General features: G+C 41.3%; 17 protein-coding genes. 12 read left to right on the forward strand and 5 right to left on the reverse strand.

The features are described 5' to 3' along the window. The first annotated feature begins 1 nt into the window (after position 1). From BGO42_RS12065 to BGO42_RS12120, 12 genes are all read left to right on the forward strand, one after another. Positions 2–532 (forward strand): NADH-quinone oxidoreductase subunit NuoE family protein, encoded by a 531-nt coding sequence (locus tag BGO42_RS12065; RefSeq protein WP_273244409.1) that lies wholly within the window; start codon positions 2–4, stop codon positions 530–532. A gap of 4 nt (positions 533–536) precedes the next feature. After that, positions 537–1,904 carry an NADH-quinone oxidoreductase subunit NuoF gene (nuoF, locus tag BGO42_RS12070; protein WP_177730362.1) on the forward strand — a complete coding sequence of 456 codons (1,368 nt, stop codon included), beginning with the start codon at positions 537–539 and terminating at the stop codon, positions 1,902–1,904. Between the two features lie 18 nt (positions 1,905–1,922). Beyond that, positions 1,923–2,951 (forward strand): NADH-quinone oxidoreductase subunit G, encoded by a 1,029-nt coding sequence (locus BGO42_RS12075; RefSeq protein ID WP_177730364.1) that lies wholly within the window; start codon positions 1,923–1,925, stop codon positions 2,949–2,951. A 6-nt stretch (positions 2,952–2,957) separates the two neighbouring features. After that, positions 2,958–3,989, forward strand: coding sequence for an NADH-quinone oxidoreductase subunit NuoH (gene nuoH / locus BGO42_RS12080; RefSeq protein WP_177730366.1), 1,032 nt, complete (start codon positions 2,958–2,960; stop codon positions 3,987–3,989). Between the two features lie 13 nt (positions 3,990–4,002). Continuing rightward, positions 4,003–4,548 carry an NADH-quinone oxidoreductase subunit NuoI gene (nuoI, locus tag BGO42_RS12085; RefSeq protein ID WP_177730368.1) on the forward strand — a complete coding sequence of 182 codons (546 nt, stop codon included), beginning with the start codon at positions 4,003–4,005 and terminating at the stop codon, positions 4,546–4,548. A gap of 2 nt (positions 4,549–4,550) precedes the next feature. Beyond that, the gene (locus BGO42_RS12090; RefSeq protein WP_177730370.1) at positions 4,551–5,057 is read left to right on the forward strand and encodes an NADH-quinone oxidoreductase subunit J family protein; all 507 of its coding nucleotides are present in this window, start codon (positions 4,551–4,553) and stop codon (positions 5,055–5,057) included. Positions 5,058–5,063: 6 nt separating this feature from the next. Next, positions 5,064–5,384 (forward strand): NADH-quinone oxidoreductase subunit NuoK, encoded by a 321-nt coding sequence (gene nuoK / locus BGO42_RS12095; RefSeq protein ID WP_136403880.1) that lies wholly within the window; start codon positions 5,064–5,066, stop codon positions 5,382–5,384. Between the two features lie 6 nt (positions 5,385–5,390). Continuing rightward, positions 5,391–7,277, forward strand: a complete 1,887-nt coding sequence (nuoL, locus tag BGO42_RS12100) for an NADH-quinone oxidoreductase subunit L (RefSeq protein WP_273244403.1) — start codon at positions 5,391–5,393, stop codon at positions 7,275–7,277. A 10-nt stretch (positions 7,278–7,287) separates the two neighbouring features. Beyond that, positions 7,288–8,721, forward strand: coding sequence for a complex I subunit 4 family protein (locus BGO42_RS12105; protein WP_177730374.1), 1,434 nt, complete (start codon positions 7,288–7,290; stop codon positions 8,719–8,721). 15 nt (positions 8,722–8,736) lie between these two features. Next, positions 8,737–10,104, forward strand: coding sequence for an NADH-quinone oxidoreductase subunit N (locus BGO42_RS12110; protein ID WP_177730376.1), 1,368 nt, complete (start codon positions 8,737–8,739; stop codon positions 10,102–10,104). A gap of 142 nt (positions 10,105–10,246) precedes the next feature. Further along, complete coding sequence (locus BGO42_RS12115) at positions 10,247–11,515, forward strand: Y-family DNA polymerase (protein ID WP_273244400.1); 1,269 nt, start codon at positions 10,247–10,249, stop codon at positions 11,513–11,515. Then, entirely contained in the window at positions 11,506–11,943 is a 438-nt protein-coding gene (locus tag BGO42_RS12120; RefSeq protein ID WP_177730381.1) for a LexA family protein, read from the forward strand. The genes BGO42_RS12115 and BGO42_RS12120 overlap by 10 nt, the downstream gene beginning before the upstream one ends. Here BGO42_RS12120 and BGO42_RS12125 read toward each other — a convergent pair. From BGO42_RS12125 to rsmI, 5 genes are all read right to left on the reverse strand, one after another. Beyond that, positions 11,940–12,293 carry a hypothetical protein gene (locus BGO42_RS12125; protein WP_273244398.1) on the reverse strand — a complete coding sequence of 118 codons (354 nt, stop codon included), beginning with the start codon at positions 12,291–12,293 and terminating at the stop codon, positions 11,940–11,942. The genes BGO42_RS12120 and BGO42_RS12125 overlap by 4 nt on opposite strands. A gap of 161 nt (positions 12,294–12,454) precedes the next feature. Continuing rightward, on the reverse strand, positions 12,455–13,468 hold the full coding sequence (locus BGO42_RS12130) for an LLM class flavin-dependent oxidoreductase (RefSeq protein WP_273244396.1): 1,014 nt from the start codon (positions 13,466–13,468) through the stop codon (positions 12,455–12,457). A 67-nt stretch (positions 13,469–13,535) separates the two neighbouring features. Next, positions 13,536–15,233: a single-stranded-DNA-specific exonuclease RecJ gene (gene recJ, locus BGO42_RS12135; RefSeq protein WP_273244394.1), complete on the reverse strand. Its 1,698-nt coding sequence runs from the start codon at positions 15,231–15,233 to the stop codon at positions 13,536–13,538. Between the two features lie 33 nt (positions 15,234–15,266). Further along, on the reverse strand, positions 15,267–15,689 hold the full coding sequence (locus BGO42_RS12140; RefSeq protein ID WP_273244392.1) for an OsmC family protein: 423 nt from the start codon (positions 15,687–15,689) through the stop codon (positions 15,267–15,269). Between the two features lie 13 nt (positions 15,690–15,702). Next, positions 15,703–16,407 carry a 16S rRNA (cytidine(1402)-2'-O)-methyltransferase gene (gene rsmI / locus BGO42_RS12145; RefSeq protein WP_177730391.1) on the reverse strand — a complete coding sequence of 235 codons (705 nt, stop codon included), beginning with the start codon at positions 16,405–16,407 and terminating at the stop codon, positions 15,703–15,705. Between the last annotated feature and the right edge of the window lie 49 nt (positions 16,408–16,456).

Consider the following 16,456-nt stretch of genomic DNA (forward strand, 5'->3'; position numbering starts at 1 on the left):
TATGGAAAATACCCACTACAAACAAGAAATAAATATGACCCCGGAACTAATGGCCCGAATCAATGAACTGATCAGCCACTATCCGGAAGATAAAAGAAAATCCGCTTTACTTCCTGTATTACACGAAGTACAGGATGCTCACGAAAATTGGTTAAGCTACGAATTAATGGACAATGTTGCTGAAATTTTAAAAATTCAGCCTGTTGAAGTGTATGAAGTAGTGACTTTCTATACCATGTTCAATCAGAAGCCTATCGGTAAATACATGTTCGAATTTTGCAGAACATCCTGTTGTGCCGTTCGCGGAGCCGAAGATTTAATGGACTATACCTGCAATAAACTGGGTATTAAGGAAGGAGAAACCACAGTGGACGGAATGTTTACCGTTGTTGGTGTAGAATGTTTGGGAGCCTGCGGTTATGCACCAATGATGCAAATCGGGGATTTCTATAAAGAACATCTTACAAAAGAAAAAGTAGATGCAATCATTGCCGATTGCAGAGAAGGTAAAATCAACTTACACGATAAATAATACCATGGGAAGAAAGATATTATTAGACAAGATAAATATTCCAGGTATCAAAACCTATGAAGTATACCGCCAGAACGGAGGATATGCTTCTGTGGAGAAAGCTTTAAAAACATTAACTCCGGACGAAGTTACAGAAGAAGTAAAAACATCAGGACTTCGCGGTCGTGGTGGTGCTGGTTTCCCTGTAGGTTTAAAATGGAGTTTTATTGATAAAAAATCGGGCAAGCCAAGACACCTGGTATGCAATGCCGATGAATCGGAACCGGGAACTTTCAAAGACCGTTTCCTGATGGAATATATTCCGCACTTATTAATTGAAGGGATGATTACCTCCAGTTATGCATTGGGTGCCAACCTATCATACATTTATATCCGTGGGGAATATATGTGGGTATTTAAAATTCTGGAAAGAGCCATCAAAGAAGCCTATGCTGCCGGATGGTTAGGAAAGAATATTTTAGGAACCGATTTCTCATTGGACTTACATGTTCATTGCGGTGCCGGAGCCTATATCTGCGGTGAAGAAACGGCGCTGATTGAATCCTTGGAAGGAAAAAGAGGAAACCCGAGAATCAAACCACCATTCCCGGCGGTTAGCGGTTTATGGGCAAACCCAACGGTGGTAAACAACGTAGAGTCTATTGCTGCTGTGCCTTGGATTGTGAACAATTCAGGTGCCGAATATGCTACAATCGGAATCGGACGTTCTACAGGAACAAAACTAATCTCTGCATCTGGACATATCAAAAATCCGGGTGTATACGAAATAGAATTAGGACTAAGCGTTGAAGAATTTATGAACTCCGATGAATATCTGGGTGGAATGATGGACGACAGACCTTTAAAAGCATTAGTACCGGGAGGATCATCTGTTCCTATTTTACCGGCACACCTTATCAATAAAACAGCAAACGGTGAAGACCGTTTAATGTCATACGAATCATTAAGTGACGGTGGTTTCGCTACAGGATCCATGTTGGGATCCGGTGGGTTTATCGTATATAATGATACGACCTGTATTGTACGAAACACCTGGAACTTCTCCCGTTTCTACCACCACGAAAGCTGCGGACAATGTTCCCCATGCCGTGAAGGAACAGGATGGCTGGAAAAAGTATTACACCGAATTGAAAACGGACACGGAAGAATGGAAGACATCGACCTGCTTTGGGACATTCAGAGCAAGATTGAAGGAAACACCATCTGTCCGCTTGGAGATGCTGCAGCATGGCCTGTAGCGGCGGCAATCCGTCACTTCAGAGACGAATTCGAATTCCACGTTCGTTTCCCAGAAAAAATAAAAAACAGAGATCACTTTGTCAACGAGCCTTTTGAAAAAGTAAGACATTTAATCTCAAAACAAACTGTATAAAGTCAAGAATCGCGTACTATGAAAGTTACTATAGACGGTCACGAAATAGAAGTAGAACCAGGAACCACTATCCTGCAAGCTGCTAGAATGATTGGAGGCGAGTCGGTTCCACCGGCAATGTGCTATTATTCTAAATTAAAAGGAAGCGGTGGAAAATGCCGTTGCTGTTTAGTAGAGGTATCCAAAGGTAGTGATGCTAACCCTACTCCTATGCCTAAATTAATGGCATCATGCGTTACAGGTGTAATGGATGGTATGGAAGTAAAAAGTATCTCTTCCCCGAGAGTTGTAGAAGCCCGAAAATCGGTTACCGAATTTTTATTAATCAACCACCCGTTAGACTGTCCGGTTTGTGATCAGGCAGGGGAATGTGATTTACAAAACCTAAGCTTTAACAACGGAAAATCGGAAACCCGTTTTATTGAAGAAAAAAGAACATTTGAACCGGAAAATATCGGTGATAACATTCAATTGCACATGAACCGTTGTATCCTTTGCTATCGTTGTGTAATGACAGCAGATCAGTTAACGGACGGACGTGTACACGGGGTTATGAATCGCGGAGACCACTCCCAGATTTCAACCTGTATTTCCAAAGCGATTGATAATGAATTCTCCGGAAATATGATTGACGTTTGTCCTGTGGGTGCTTTAACCGACAAGACTTTCCGTTTCAAATCCAGAGTTTGGTTTAACAAACCATACAATGCTCATAGAAATTGCGACAAATGCTGCGGAAAAACTACGGTTTGGATGTTTGGAAACGAAATCCAGCGTGTTACAGCCCGTAAAGATATTTACCACGAAGTGGAAGAATTTATCTGTAACGAATGTCGTTTCGACCACAAAAACGTAGAAGACTGGGTAATTGAAGGACCTCGTAAATTCGAGAAATTCTCGGTTATCAACCAGAACAACTATACCCGCAAACTGGATAAAGTGGTTATCGATACTGAAAAACAAATTCTTCAGGGTCGTGAAATGGACAGAAAGAAAATTAGTATGGTGGATGTTCCTTTACAGAACAACGGAAATTCTAAATCATAATTTGCAATGGAGACTCCAATTATCATAGAGAAAAGTGTCATTATCATAGCTGTTTTTGCTATTACCATGATAATGGCGATGTATTCTACATTAGCAGAGCGTAAAATTGCAGCTTGGCTACAGGACCGTGTTGGTCCTAACCGTGCCGGTAAAGGAGGTATTTTACAACCCCTTGCCGATGGTTTAAAATTATTCTCAAAAGAAGAATTCCTGCCGAATACCCCTAATAAATTCTTATTTACGATTGGTCCGGCGATCTCCATGAGTATGGCATTAATTACCAGTGCTGTAATTCCATGGGGCGATAAATTACACTTATTCGGAAGGGATATTATCCTGCAGGCTACCGATATTGACGTAGCGATCTTATACGTTTTTGGCGTATTATCTGTGAGTGTTTACGGAATCATGATTGGTGGATGGGCATCGAACAACAAGTTCTCGTTAATGAGTGCTATGCGTGCCGCTTCCCAGATGATCTCCTATGAAGTAGCAATGGGATTATCCATTATTGCTTTGGTAATGATGACCGAAACCCTAAGTCTTCGTGAAATCGCCGCACAACAATCCGGCATGAACTGGAATGTGTTTTACCAGCCTTTAGGCTTCCTGATTTTCCTGGTATGTTCTTTCGCAGAAACGAACAGAACGCCATTTGACCTTGCGGAATGTGAGGCGGAGCTTATCGGTGGATACCACACGGAATATTCGTCCATGAAAATGGGATTCTATCTGTTCGCGGAATATGCGAGTATGTTTATTTCCTCAACCATTTTAGCCGTATTGTATTTCGGAGCCTATAATTATCCGGGTATGGACTGGGCTGTTGAAAACTGGGGTGTAAACGCTGCAAACGTGATTGGAATGTGTGTGTTGTTTGCCAAAATCTGTTTCTTCATCTTCTTCTATATGTGGGTAAGATGGACGATCCCGAGATTTAGATACGATCAATTGATGAATTTAGGATGGAAAATGTTATTTCCTCTTGCTATTATAAACATTCTTATAACAGGAGCAGTAATCTTACTTTTCCAATAAAATAATAAAAGAGATGTCATTAGATACAATTTCATTATCAGGAAGAAAAAAAGAGGTTTCCAACAAAAAGATGACTTTTTGGGAAAGCCTTTATCTGGTTGCGATATTCAAAGGATTAATCATTACAATCAAACACTTATTCAAAAGAAAAGTAACGATTAAATATCCGGAACAAAAACGTGAATTCAGTCCCGTTTACCGCGGTCAGCACATGCTGATGCGTGATGACGAGGGAAGAGAGCGCTGTACTGCCTGCGGACTTTGTGCGCTATCCTGCCCGGCAGAAGCCATCACGATGAAAGCAGAAGAACGCAAACCGGAAGAAAAACATTTGTACAGAGAAGAGAAATATGCTTCTATTTATGAAATCAACATGCTGCGTTGCATTTTCTGCGGATTGTGTGAAGAAGCCTGTCCGAAAGAAGCGATTTTCCTTACAAAATCAAAAGTAATCGTAAAATCAAGCAGCAACCGCGAGGATTTTATTTACGGAAAAGACAAATTGGTTATGCCGTTGGAAATGGCCATACAAAATACTAATCAGCATAAGGCAAGTTAATCATGATTGAAGTTTTATTTTATATACTATCGACCATTACACTGGGAACTGCTCTTCTGACAATTTTCAGCAGAAACCCGATTCACAGTGCTATTTATCTGGTTATTTGTTTCTTTTCGATTGCCGGTCATTATTTAATGCTGAATGCACAGTTCCTTGCAATTGTACACATCATTGTCTATTCGGGCGCCATCATGATCCTGATGCTATTTACCATCATGTTAATGAACCTGAACAAAGATCACGAAAAGCATAAACCTAAATTAATAATCTTTGCCGCTACCATCGCCTTCTGCCTTGTAGCATTAGTATTATTAGCTGCTTTATTAAAAACAAAACCGGTTGTAGAAAGTTACTACCAGTCCGGTGAAGATTTCCAGTCTATTAAAGTTCTTGGACAGGTATTGTTAAACGAATACATGGTTCCTTTTGAATTTGCTTCGGTATTACTTTTAGTAGCCATGATTGGAGCAGTATTAATTTCTAAAAAAGAGAAACAAAAAGCCTAATTTGATATGGAACATATTTTAAAAGAAATTGGTGTAGAAACCTACTTATATTTATCCGCTCTGTTATTCAGCATAGGTGTTTTTGGAATTCTTTTACGTAGAAATGCCATCATCATGTTTATGTCAATTGAGATTATGTTAAACGCTGTAAACCTTTTGTTAGTAGCTTTTTCTACTTTCCATCAGGATGCATCGGGACAGGTATTCGTATTTTTCTCAATGGCGGTAGCTGCCGCAGAAGTAGCTGTAGGTCTGGCGATTTTAGTTTCTATTTTCAGAAACTTAGGATCGATCGATATTGATAATTTAAAGAATTTAAAAGGATAATCCCTAATGGAGACAAGTTTAGTTTTACTCTTATTATTGGCCCCTTTTGTCGGGTTTTTATCTAATATATTTTTTGGAAAGCAGCTGGGTAAAAGCGGTTCCGGAATTTTAGGAACACTTGCCGTAGTGGTTTCTTTCCTGGTTACTTCCTATTTCTTCATTCAGGTAAGCGGAAGCAAACAACCTATACATGTTCATTTATTTGACTGGATTTCTTTAGGGAAATTCAACATCAACTTTGATATATTATTAGATCAGCTATCCTTGTTATGGCTAATGTTCGTAACAGGAATCGGATCGTTAATCCATATCTACTCCATCAGCTATATGCATGATGACGAGAACATGCACAAATTCTTTGCCTATCTGAATTTGTTTATCTTCTTTATGATCACTTTGGTTGTAGGAAGCAACTTATTGATCATGTTCATCGGTTGGGAAGGTGTTGGATTGTGTTCCTACTTATTAATCGGATTCTGGTACAAGAATCAGGACTATAACGATGCGGCTAAAAAAGCCTTTATCATGAACCGTATCGGGGATTTAGGTTTCCTTGTGGGAATCTTTATCATCGGATACCTGTTCAACTCTTTGGACTTCATGACCATCAAACATGCGGTATTAACCGGTTCTAACCCGGAAATGGCAACATGGTTAAACATTGCAACATTGTGCTTGTTTATTGGTGCTGCCGGTAAAAGTGCCCAGATCCCGTTATACACCTGGTTACCGGACGCGATGGCTGGACCAACTCCTGTTTCGGCTTTAATTCACGCCGCTACGATGGTTACTGCCGGTATCTTTATGATCACCCGTTTAAACTTCCTTTTCGACCTAACTCCGGATGTTCAGAGCATCATCGCAGTTGTGGGAGCAATTACCTCTCTGGTTGCAGCTTCTATCGGACTGGTACAAAACGATATCAAAAAAGTATTGGCCTACTCCACTGTTTCCCAGTTAGGATTAATGTTCCTGGCTTTAGGATTGGGTGCCTATGAAATTGCTGTTTTCCACGTAATCACACACGCTTTCTTTAAAGCCTGTTTGTTCCTGGGTTCCGGTTCGGTTATCCACGCTTTACACGGCGAACAGGACATGCGCAAAATGGGTGGTTTAAAAAGCGTAATGAAAGTGACTTACCTGACTTTCCTATTAGCAACATTGGCTATTTCCGGAATACCGCCATTTGCCGGTTTCTTCTCTAAAGATGAAATCCTGATGGTTGCCTTCCATCAAAATAAAGCGCTTTGGGTTATTGCAGCCTTAGCGTCTATTATGACTGCGTTCTATATGTTCCGTTTGTTATACCTGACGTTCTTTAAAGAATTCAGAGGTACTGCAGAACAAAAACACCATTTGCATGAAAGTCCGGGATTAATCACGTTCCCGTTAATCGTTTTAGGAATCCTTTCGGTTATTGGCGGAGCGATCAGCCTGCCGGGCAACAGTTGGTTAAACGACTATTTAGCGCCTATTTTTGCACACAAAGTTCACGTAGAACACCATTTGGGTACAACAGAATATATGTTGATGGCCTTTGCAGTTATCGGAGCTTTAATCGGTATCGGAATTGCTTATTCAAAATATATCAAACAAGCGCAGGTTCCTGCAGAAGACGAACAAATTACAGGCTTTGCCAAAGTATTGTACAACAAATATTATGTTGACGAGACTTATATGGCCGTTATTGTAAAACCTATTTACAGTCTTGCTAAATTCTTCAGAGATTATATCGAAACCGGATTATCACAAATAATCTTCGGATTCGGATCTGTTGCTGACGGATTGGCTTTACAAGGTAAAAAATTACAAAACGGAAATATTGGTTTCTATTTATTCGCCTTTGTATTCGGACTTTGTTCGGTAGTGTTTTATTTATTCTTTTTACGATAATCTGTTAGAAATGGACGTAACTATATTATTATTAATTTTATTACTAGGAGCTGTAGCAACCTATTTCTCCGGAAATAAAAATGCTTCAAAAGTAGCTTTACTTTTCAGTGTGGTTGCTTTAGGTGCTTCCCTTATGATTTTAAACCAGTTTAGTCAGGGTACAGACAGTAGCTTTTCCGCTGTCTGGATGACGAATCCTAACATACTGTTTTCCTTAAAAGCCGACGGTCTTTCACTGGCAATGGTGGTTTTAACAACTGCTTTAACGCCTTTGATCCTGCTTTCTTCTTTTGGAAACAACTTTAACAATGCCAGAAATTTTTATGCCTTGGTGCTGTTTATGTCATTCGCCATGGTGGGGACATTCTTAGCCTCCGACGGTTTCCTATACTATATTTTCTGGGAGCTTTCTTTAATTCCAATCTACTTTATCGCGTTACTATGGGGTAATGGCGATGCCGCAGAACGTAAAAAAGCCGTTATTAAATTCTTTATCTACACCTTTGCCGGATCTTTATTCATGCTGGTTGGTTTTATTTATTTATACCAGAAAGCAGGAAGTTTCCAGTTAGATAAATTATACGCTTTGGAATTAACGTCAACAGAAGAATTCTGGATTTTCTTAGCGTTCTTTTTTGCTTATGCTATTAAAATTCCAATCATTCCTTTCCACACCTGGCAGGCGAATGTGTACCAAAAAGCACCAACCGTAGGTACGATGTTATTATCGGGTATCATGCTGAAAATGGGATTGTATTCCGTTATCCGCTGGCAGTTGCCAATCGCACCAAATGCGGCTAAAGAAATGCTGTATCCGATTATCGGATTGAGTATTGCCGGTGTGATTTACGGTTCTATTGTTGCTTTAAAACAAAAAGACTTAAAGAAATTATTAGCCTATTCCTCTTTAGCCCACGTTGGCTTAATCGCAGCAGGATGCTATACGCTCACTTTGGATGGTTTCAGAGGAGCTGTTTTACAAATGATTGCCCACGGTTTTGTAATTGTTGGTTTATTCTTCGCAGTAGAAGTAATCTACAGACGTTTCGAAACCCGTACAATCCATGATATGGGTGGTATCCGAACACAATCGCCTAAATTTGCGTCCATGTTCATGATTCTGGTTTTAGCTTCCGTAGCATTACCGGGAACCTTTAACTTTGTAGGTGAATTTACCGTATTATACAGCTTGTTCACCGTTAATTTAGCTTTTGCTATCGTAGGCGGAACAACAATTATTTTAGGAGCTTTCTATATGTTAAGAATGTTCCAGCACGTAATGTTAGGAGAAACTAATGCAAAACCGTTTGCAGATGTTAGTGTTAACGAAGGAATTGTATTTGTGGTAATCATCGGATTCTTATTGTTCTTCGGATTGTATCCGAAACCGATAATCGAATTGATTACACCAAGTTTACAAGAGATTTTAGTACATATTAAATAAATTTAGTCCAGTATAATGAGTACAATAATAGCAATTGCAGTATTAGGTATTATCTGCCTTATAGCTGAAATTTTCAACTTAAGAAAAGCCATTGTTCCCGTAACAGTAATAGGGTTATTGGCAATTTTGGGTATTACCGTGGCTGAATTTAATGTAACGGAAAGTTATTACAACAACATGATTGTTGTGAATCGCTTTACCGTAACGTTCTCCAGTTTATTCATTTTGTTAACCGTATTTCTGGTTACGTTAAGTCATAACTTTTACAAAGACCGTCCTTCAAAATTATCCGATTTTGTAGCAATAAAAATATTCCTGCTATTAGGAGCTGTAGCTATGGTTTCTTTCGGAAACCTGGCAATGTTCTTCTTAGGCATCGAGATCTTATCTATCTCTTTATACATCCTTGCCGGTAGTAACCCTGTAAGCTTAAAAAGTAATGAAGCCGGTATGAAATACTTCCTGATGGGATCTTTTGCATCCGGAATTATTCTTTTCGGTATTGCTTTAATATATGGTGCCGTAGCGTCATTTGACATGAACATGATTTATGAAGCGTCAAACTCTGCTACTACGGTAGACTGGTTCTATATCGGGGTATGTATGATTACCGTAGGTATGCTGTTCAAAATCGCCACTGTACCTTTCCATTTCTGGGCACCGGATGTTTACGAAGGCGCTCCGTCGCTGACTACAGCAACAATGAGTACCCTGGCAAAAGTAGTTGCCATGGCGACATTCTTCAAATTGAATCTGGCAATGAACGGCAACATGAACTTTGCTTATGAAACGGTTATCGTAATCATTTCTATCGCTTCCATGACCGTAGGAAATATCATGGCATTACGCCAAAACAACATTAAGAGAATGCTTGCCTTTTCCGGTATTTCCCATGCCGGTTTTATGCTAATGGCATTATTAAACCTTACCAGTGCAACGGGAAGTTTATTCTACTATACCGTAGCCTATACATTGGCAGGAATCGCTGCTTTTGCTGTAATTCTTTATGTATGCAATGGTAAAGACAATGAAAACATTGACAACTTTAACGGATTGGGTAAAACCAAACCACTAATGGCCATGATCCTTTCGGCTTCTTTATTATCAATGGCCGGTATTCCGATTTTCTCCGGTTTCTTTGCAAAATTCTTTATCCTGAACCAGACTTTACAGGCAGGATATTTAATATTGGTTATTGCCGGAATTATAAACTCTATCATTAGTGTTTACTACTATTTCAGAGTAATCAGTGCCATGTACACCAAAGAAGCTTCCGAAGAAGCAAAACCGGTTCCGTTTGAATTCTATATCGTAGCGGTAGTTGCCATCGGGTTAAACATTGCTATTGGTTTATTCCCGTCTGCTTTAATGGATCTGTTATAAAATACAATACCCTTATCATATCAAAAAGTCATCAGTTATTGATGACTTTTTTGTTTTTACACCATTTTTAAGATACTGCCCGAAAAACAATTTTAACGCTTCCCTATCACTCCCATTGCCAACAAAACTGTAATTTTACAGCATGTATGCACTGGTAGACTGTAACAACTTTTACGCTTCCTGCGAACGCGTATTCCAACCCCAATATGCAGGCAAACCCGTTGTCATTTTATCCAACAACGACGGTTGCATCATTTCGCGCAGTGAAGAAGCCAAAGCTTTGGGAATCCCTATGGGCGCTCCGGAGTTTAAAGTACGGGACCAGCTGAAACAACTCAACGTCAAAGTATTTTCATCCAATTATCCGTTATATGGCGATTTAAGCCAACGGGTAATGAACATCCTCCGGCAGTTTACACCCAATGTGGAAGAATACAGCATTGACGAAGCCTTTTTAAACTTTGACGGCCTGGCTATTGCCGATTACCACGACTATGGCGTGCAGATGAAAAAACGGGTACAGAAATGGATCAGTATCCCGATTTGCGTCGGTATCGCACCCACCAAAGGCCTCTCTAAAGTGGCCAACAAGATTGCCAAGAAATTCCAGGAACGTACCGGTGGCGTATATGTGATAGATAACGACGAAAAACGGATCAAAGCACTCAAATGGACTAAAATTGAAGACGTTTGGGGCATTGGCTACCGGCTGATCAAAAAAGTAAAAGCACAGCATATCCATACCGCTTACGATTTTACCTTACCACAACACGAAGCCTGGATTAAACGGGAAATGGGTGTTATCGGACTGCGGTTGCGCAGTGAACTGCTGGGCAGATCCGTTTTGGAACTCGAAGAACACCAGGACTCTAAAAAAAGTATTGCCATAACCCGGAGCTTTGAAAAGAAACTATCCGATTACCGGGAAATCCGGGAACGCATCGCGACCTTTGCTTCCGTTTGTGCCGAAAAACTCCGCAAACAGCAATCCTGCTGCTATAGCGTAATTGTACTACTGGTAAAAGACAAACAACAGTCCAAAACCAAACGGTACTATTACAGCCAGATGGAAAACCTGTCCTTTGCCAGCAATTCCAACATAACGATCAGCAATATGGCGGTCACTATCCTGGAAAAACTATACGAACCCAATGAAGTTTACCTGAAAGCCGGAGTGATTGTAACCCAGCTCCTGCCGCAGGATCAGAAACAGCTGCACCTGTTTGAAGATGAAAACCCGAAACACCTCAAACTGATGGAAGTCATGGATGCCTATCACCGGAAAACCGGCGAACGAAAAATCAGGCTGGGTAGTCAGGACTTACAGAAAACCTGGAAAATGAAACAGCAACATCTGTCGCCAAATTATACAACAAACATTAAAGAGATCATGGAAGTCGTATGCCGTTAGCAAAAAAGAACCTCAGCTTTTTTATCCCCGATTCGGAAAACGCTTTAGAACTGCCTTTTATATCAGCCGGTATTAAAGCGGGATTTCCCTCGCCTGCTGCCGATTTTGACGGAACAAAAATCAGCCTTGATAAGGTTGTCGTTAAAAATCAGGAAGCAACGTTCTATGCCCGTGCCAAAGGAAACTCAATGACCGGAGCCGGAATTGATGATGGCGATATATTAGTAATCGACAAAAGTCTGGAACCCAAAAACAACAAAATCGCCGTGTGTTATATTGACGGGGAATTTACCGTAAAACGGATTAAAATAGAAAAAGACTGTGTGTATCTCGTTCCGGAAAACTCCGATTACGAACCGATAAAAGTAACGGAAGAAAACGAACTCATTATTTGGGGAATTGTAACCTATGTATTGAAAAGCGTTTAGTTTTTACACAATTCGCGCAGGTACTTGTTTAAATTCAGCTGGAATAAAGTTCCCTGAACCAGGTCTTTAATCTGGTACACCTCTTTTTCCGTAACCGCCAGTTCGATGGCCTCAAAGGGCGTTTTCAGTAAAAATTTATGGCAGCGGCCACGCATCTCGCATTCCGAGCAACAAGCTTTCTCACAGGATAGATCAATCAGTTCCGAAAATTCCTGCATTTCCTCCGGCGTTAGATAAAAACCTGTTTCTTTAAACACCAATTGTACTTTATGGCGCAAAACCTTCTCCTCTTTTATCCAAAAGAATGCTACTCCGAAATCATTGTAATAAAGCTGCTCTATCTGTTGCATCGTTTCCAATTTTAAACAAATATAAATAATTATTTATATTCATTCTAAATAAAATAATGTTAATTTTTATTTTATCATGATAGGATAGCCAAACCCTTATACACCTCAACCTTTAGAATATAAGGGTTATATCCAAAAAACCATTAATAGGCTATCCTGCATTACTCATTAAAAACAGAAGCAAAAATTTCGAACGAACGCAATTTCGCCTCCTGGCTGAAAATCTGCGAAATGGCCATAATCTCATTCACTTTGGTCGCTTTCGCAAACTCCTTAAAGTGATGTTGCAGCGTTTCCTTATTACCCACAAAAGTAAATGCGGTCATCTGCATCACAGCTTCCCTTACATCTCCGGACCAGACCTCATCCATATCGTCTACCGGCGGCATCAAAGGACGTCTGGTATTTGTAATAATCCCGGTAAATGCCTGGTATAAGGAAGTTGCCAGATAATTCGCTTCATCATCGGTATCCGCGCCTATAACATTCACGCAGGCCAGTACATACGGCTCCGACAAATAATCGGATGGCTCAAAATAGTGTCGGTATAATTCAATCGCACGATAAAACTGTGCCGGTGCAAAGTGGGCTGCAAAAGCATACGGCAATCCCATTTTTCCGGCAAGAACAGCACTTTCCATACTGGAACCTAAAATCCAGAGGGGAATATCAATTCCTTCACCCGGAAAGGCTCTCACGTTTGAAAACCGGTTTTCGGCACTAAGGTATTTTTGCAGCTCCTCAATATGGGCTTCAAAATTATAATTCAGGTCATAATTGTTTTTACGCAGTGCCATAGCCGTTGCGCCATCGGTTCCGGGTGCTCTGCCCAATCCCAGATCAATACGATCGGGATATAATGTAGACAGCGTTCCGAATTGTTCGGCAACCGCAAGCGGCGAATGATTGGGCAGCATAATACCACCGGAGCCCACGCGTATGGATTTTGTATGTTCGGCGATATTGCCAATCAGTACAGAAGTGGCAGAACTCGCCACATGCTGCATGTTGTGATGTTCGGATAACCAGAAACGGGAATAGCCCAAAGCTTCCGCTTTTTGAGCCAGTGTTCTGCATTTTTCAAAAGTATCGGAATACGTATCTCCCTGGGAGACAACTGCTAAATCTAATAAGGAATATTTAAGTCCGTGGAGCGGATTATCGTGTGAAGCCATTTCTCGTATTTATAAAAAATAAAGTTAGAGAAATACTTGCTTCCGAAAACCCAAGAAACTGTTAATCTTAATGCGGTTTAATATCGCGCAGGCGAAGCTGCAAACTCACATTGCCGTTCCATTCGTTTTCGTCAATGGAAAAAGCAGCGTCAAAGGATTTCCGGTTTTCGGTCAGGTTGATTTTATCGGCTAATCCGAATCCGATAGCGGCAAAACCCGGCTCTTCACCCTGCTGTTTGACATACAATCGCAAATGCTCTTCGTCCTGACCTATCGTTTTTCCATAACCGGTATCGTTTAATTTTTCGGCCATAAAAACCGGCGTCATATTTTCCGGTCCGAAAGGCTCAAACTGCTTTAAAATCCGGAAAAACTTAGGATCAATTGCCTGCAGCTCCATTTCGGCATCGATGCTTATCTCCGGAACCAGCAGATCGGGATGAATGGTTTCCGAAACGACTTTTTCAAAATGCTTTTTAAAATTTTCGTAGTCTTTCTCTTTTAGGGTCAATCCGGCGGCATACATGTGCCCGCCAAACTGCTCCAGGTAATCCGAACAGGCTTCCAAAGCATTATAGACATCAAAATCTTTTACCGATCGGGCAGAAGCCGCCAGTTTATCACCGCTTTTGGTAAAAACCAGGGTCGGACGGTAATAGGTCTCCGTCAACCGGGACGCTACTATACCAATAACCCCTTTGTGCCAGTCTTCCTGATACACCACGGTGGTAAAACGCTTGTCTTCCTCTTTTACCCGGATCTGTTCCAAAGCCTCTTTGGTAATCTGCTTGTCCAGGTCTTTCCGGTCGGCATTAAACATTTCAATCTGTGATGCAAACTCCGCTGCCTGTTCCAGGTTGAATTCCGTCAGCAGTTCCACAGCATAGTTGCCGTGTTTGATACGTCCGGCAGCATTGATACGCGGTGCGATCACAAAAACAACATCGGTAATTGTTAAGGTCTGTTTTTTTATATTCTGGATCAGCGCTTTGATTCCGGGACGCGGATTCGCATTGATTACTTCCAGTCCGAATTTTGCCAGCACCCGGTTTTCGCCGGTAATCGGAACAATATCCGCCGCTATCGCCGTTGCTACCAGATCCAGATACGGAAGCAGGTCCGTTATGGTTTGGTTCCGGTTTTGGGCCAAAGCCTGGATCACTTTGAATCCGACACCACAACCGCACAATTCTTTATACGGATAGTGGCAATCCTGTCTTTTCGGATCTAAAACAGCCACCGCATCCGGTAAGGTATCACCCGGACGGTGGTGATCACAAATAATAAAATCGATATTCTTTTCTTTGGCATACAATACCTTATCGATGGACTTGATGCCACAATCCAGCGCAATGATCAGCGAGCATCCGTTATCATCGGCAAAATCAATCCCTTTGAATGAAACACCGTATCCTTCGGCATAGCGATCCGGAATATAGGTGGCGACATTCGGATAGAAGCTCCTCAAATAGGACGACATTAAAGAAACTGCTGTTGTTCCGTCTACATCATAGTCGCCAAAAACGAGGATGTTTTCCCCCTGCGCAACCGCTTTTTCTATCCGTGCCACGGCTTTGTCCATATCCTGCATCAGGTACGGATCGTGCAGATCGTCTAATGACGGACGGAAAAAAGACCGGGCCTGCTCAAACGTTTCAATACCGCGTTGCACCAGTAAAGTGGCTATTAATTCTTCAACATTCAGCTCGGAAGCCAGTTGCTTTACTTTTTGTAAATCGGGTTTGGGTTTGAGTGTCCAGCGCATAATAACAATTTGTATGGATTATAAAAAAAGTACCTATAGGGTATGATAGTGTATCGCAATATTTACTTTGGCAAACTGACGGAACATTTCCATCACGCCGCAATATTTGTCTACAGAAAGATTTACTGCCCGTTCCAGTTTTTTCGGATCGAGATTGTTTCCGTAAAAATGGTAATCCACACGAACCGTGTGATAGGTTTTCGGATGTTCTTCCGTTAAATCGCCTTCCGTTTCGATTTTAAAATCGGTTACATCCAGCTTCATTTTTTCAATCAGTGAAGCAACATCCAGACCGGTACAGCCAGCCAGCGCCGACAGCATTAACGCTTTCGGGCGAAGACCGTTTCCTTCACCACCGTTTTCGGGTCCGGCATCAATAGTCATGACATCGCCACTGGGATTGGTCGATTCAAACTGCATTTTCCCCAACCATTTTGTACTAACCTGATGTGTCATAAATCGTATCTTTTTATTCGCTTTTCTCTTTTTTACTTTCTTTTGCAGTCACTTTCCCGCCAACAATAACCACGATCTCTCCTTTGGGTGGTTTGGCTTCAAAATGTTTTAAAACTTCCTCCGCAGTGCCGCGCACCGTTTCTTCGTGTAGTTTTGACAACTCACGGGATACCGAAACCGGGCGGTCCGCACCAAAATACTCCACAAATTCCGCCAGTGTTTTAACCAGTTTATGCGGGGACACATACAATATCATTGTCCGGGTTTCTTCTGCCAGGATCAGGTAACGGGTCTGTCTGCCTTTTTTGTCCGGTAAAAACCCTTCAAAGACGAACTTATCGTTTGGCAGTCCACTGTTAACCAATGCCGGTACAAAAGCCGTCGCTCCGGGTAAACACTCCACTTCCACATTGTTTTCCACACAGGCACGCGTGAGCAAAAATCCGGGATCGGAAATTGCCGGCGTTCCCGCATCGGAAATCAGCGCAATACTTTCTCCTGCCTGCAGGCGTCTGATGATATTCTCAACTGTTTTATGTTCGTTGTGCATGTGATGGCTCTGCATGTGTGTAGCAATTTCAAAATGCTTTAACAGCTTACCGCTGTTCCGGGTATCTTCTGCCAATATCAGATCGACTTCCTTCAAAACGCGAATCGCTCTGAATGTCATGTCTTCCAAATTCCCGATGGGTGTGGGTACTAAATACAATTTAGACATATCCTAAAATTTAAACACCAACCTGCATCAATAAAATTCATGCAGGTTG

It is taken from the genome of Flavobacterium sp. 40-81, assembly GCF_001898245.1.
Taxonomy (GTDB): domain Bacteria; phylum Bacteroidota; class Bacteroidia; order Flavobacteriales; family Flavobacteriaceae; genus Flavobacterium; species Flavobacterium inviolabile.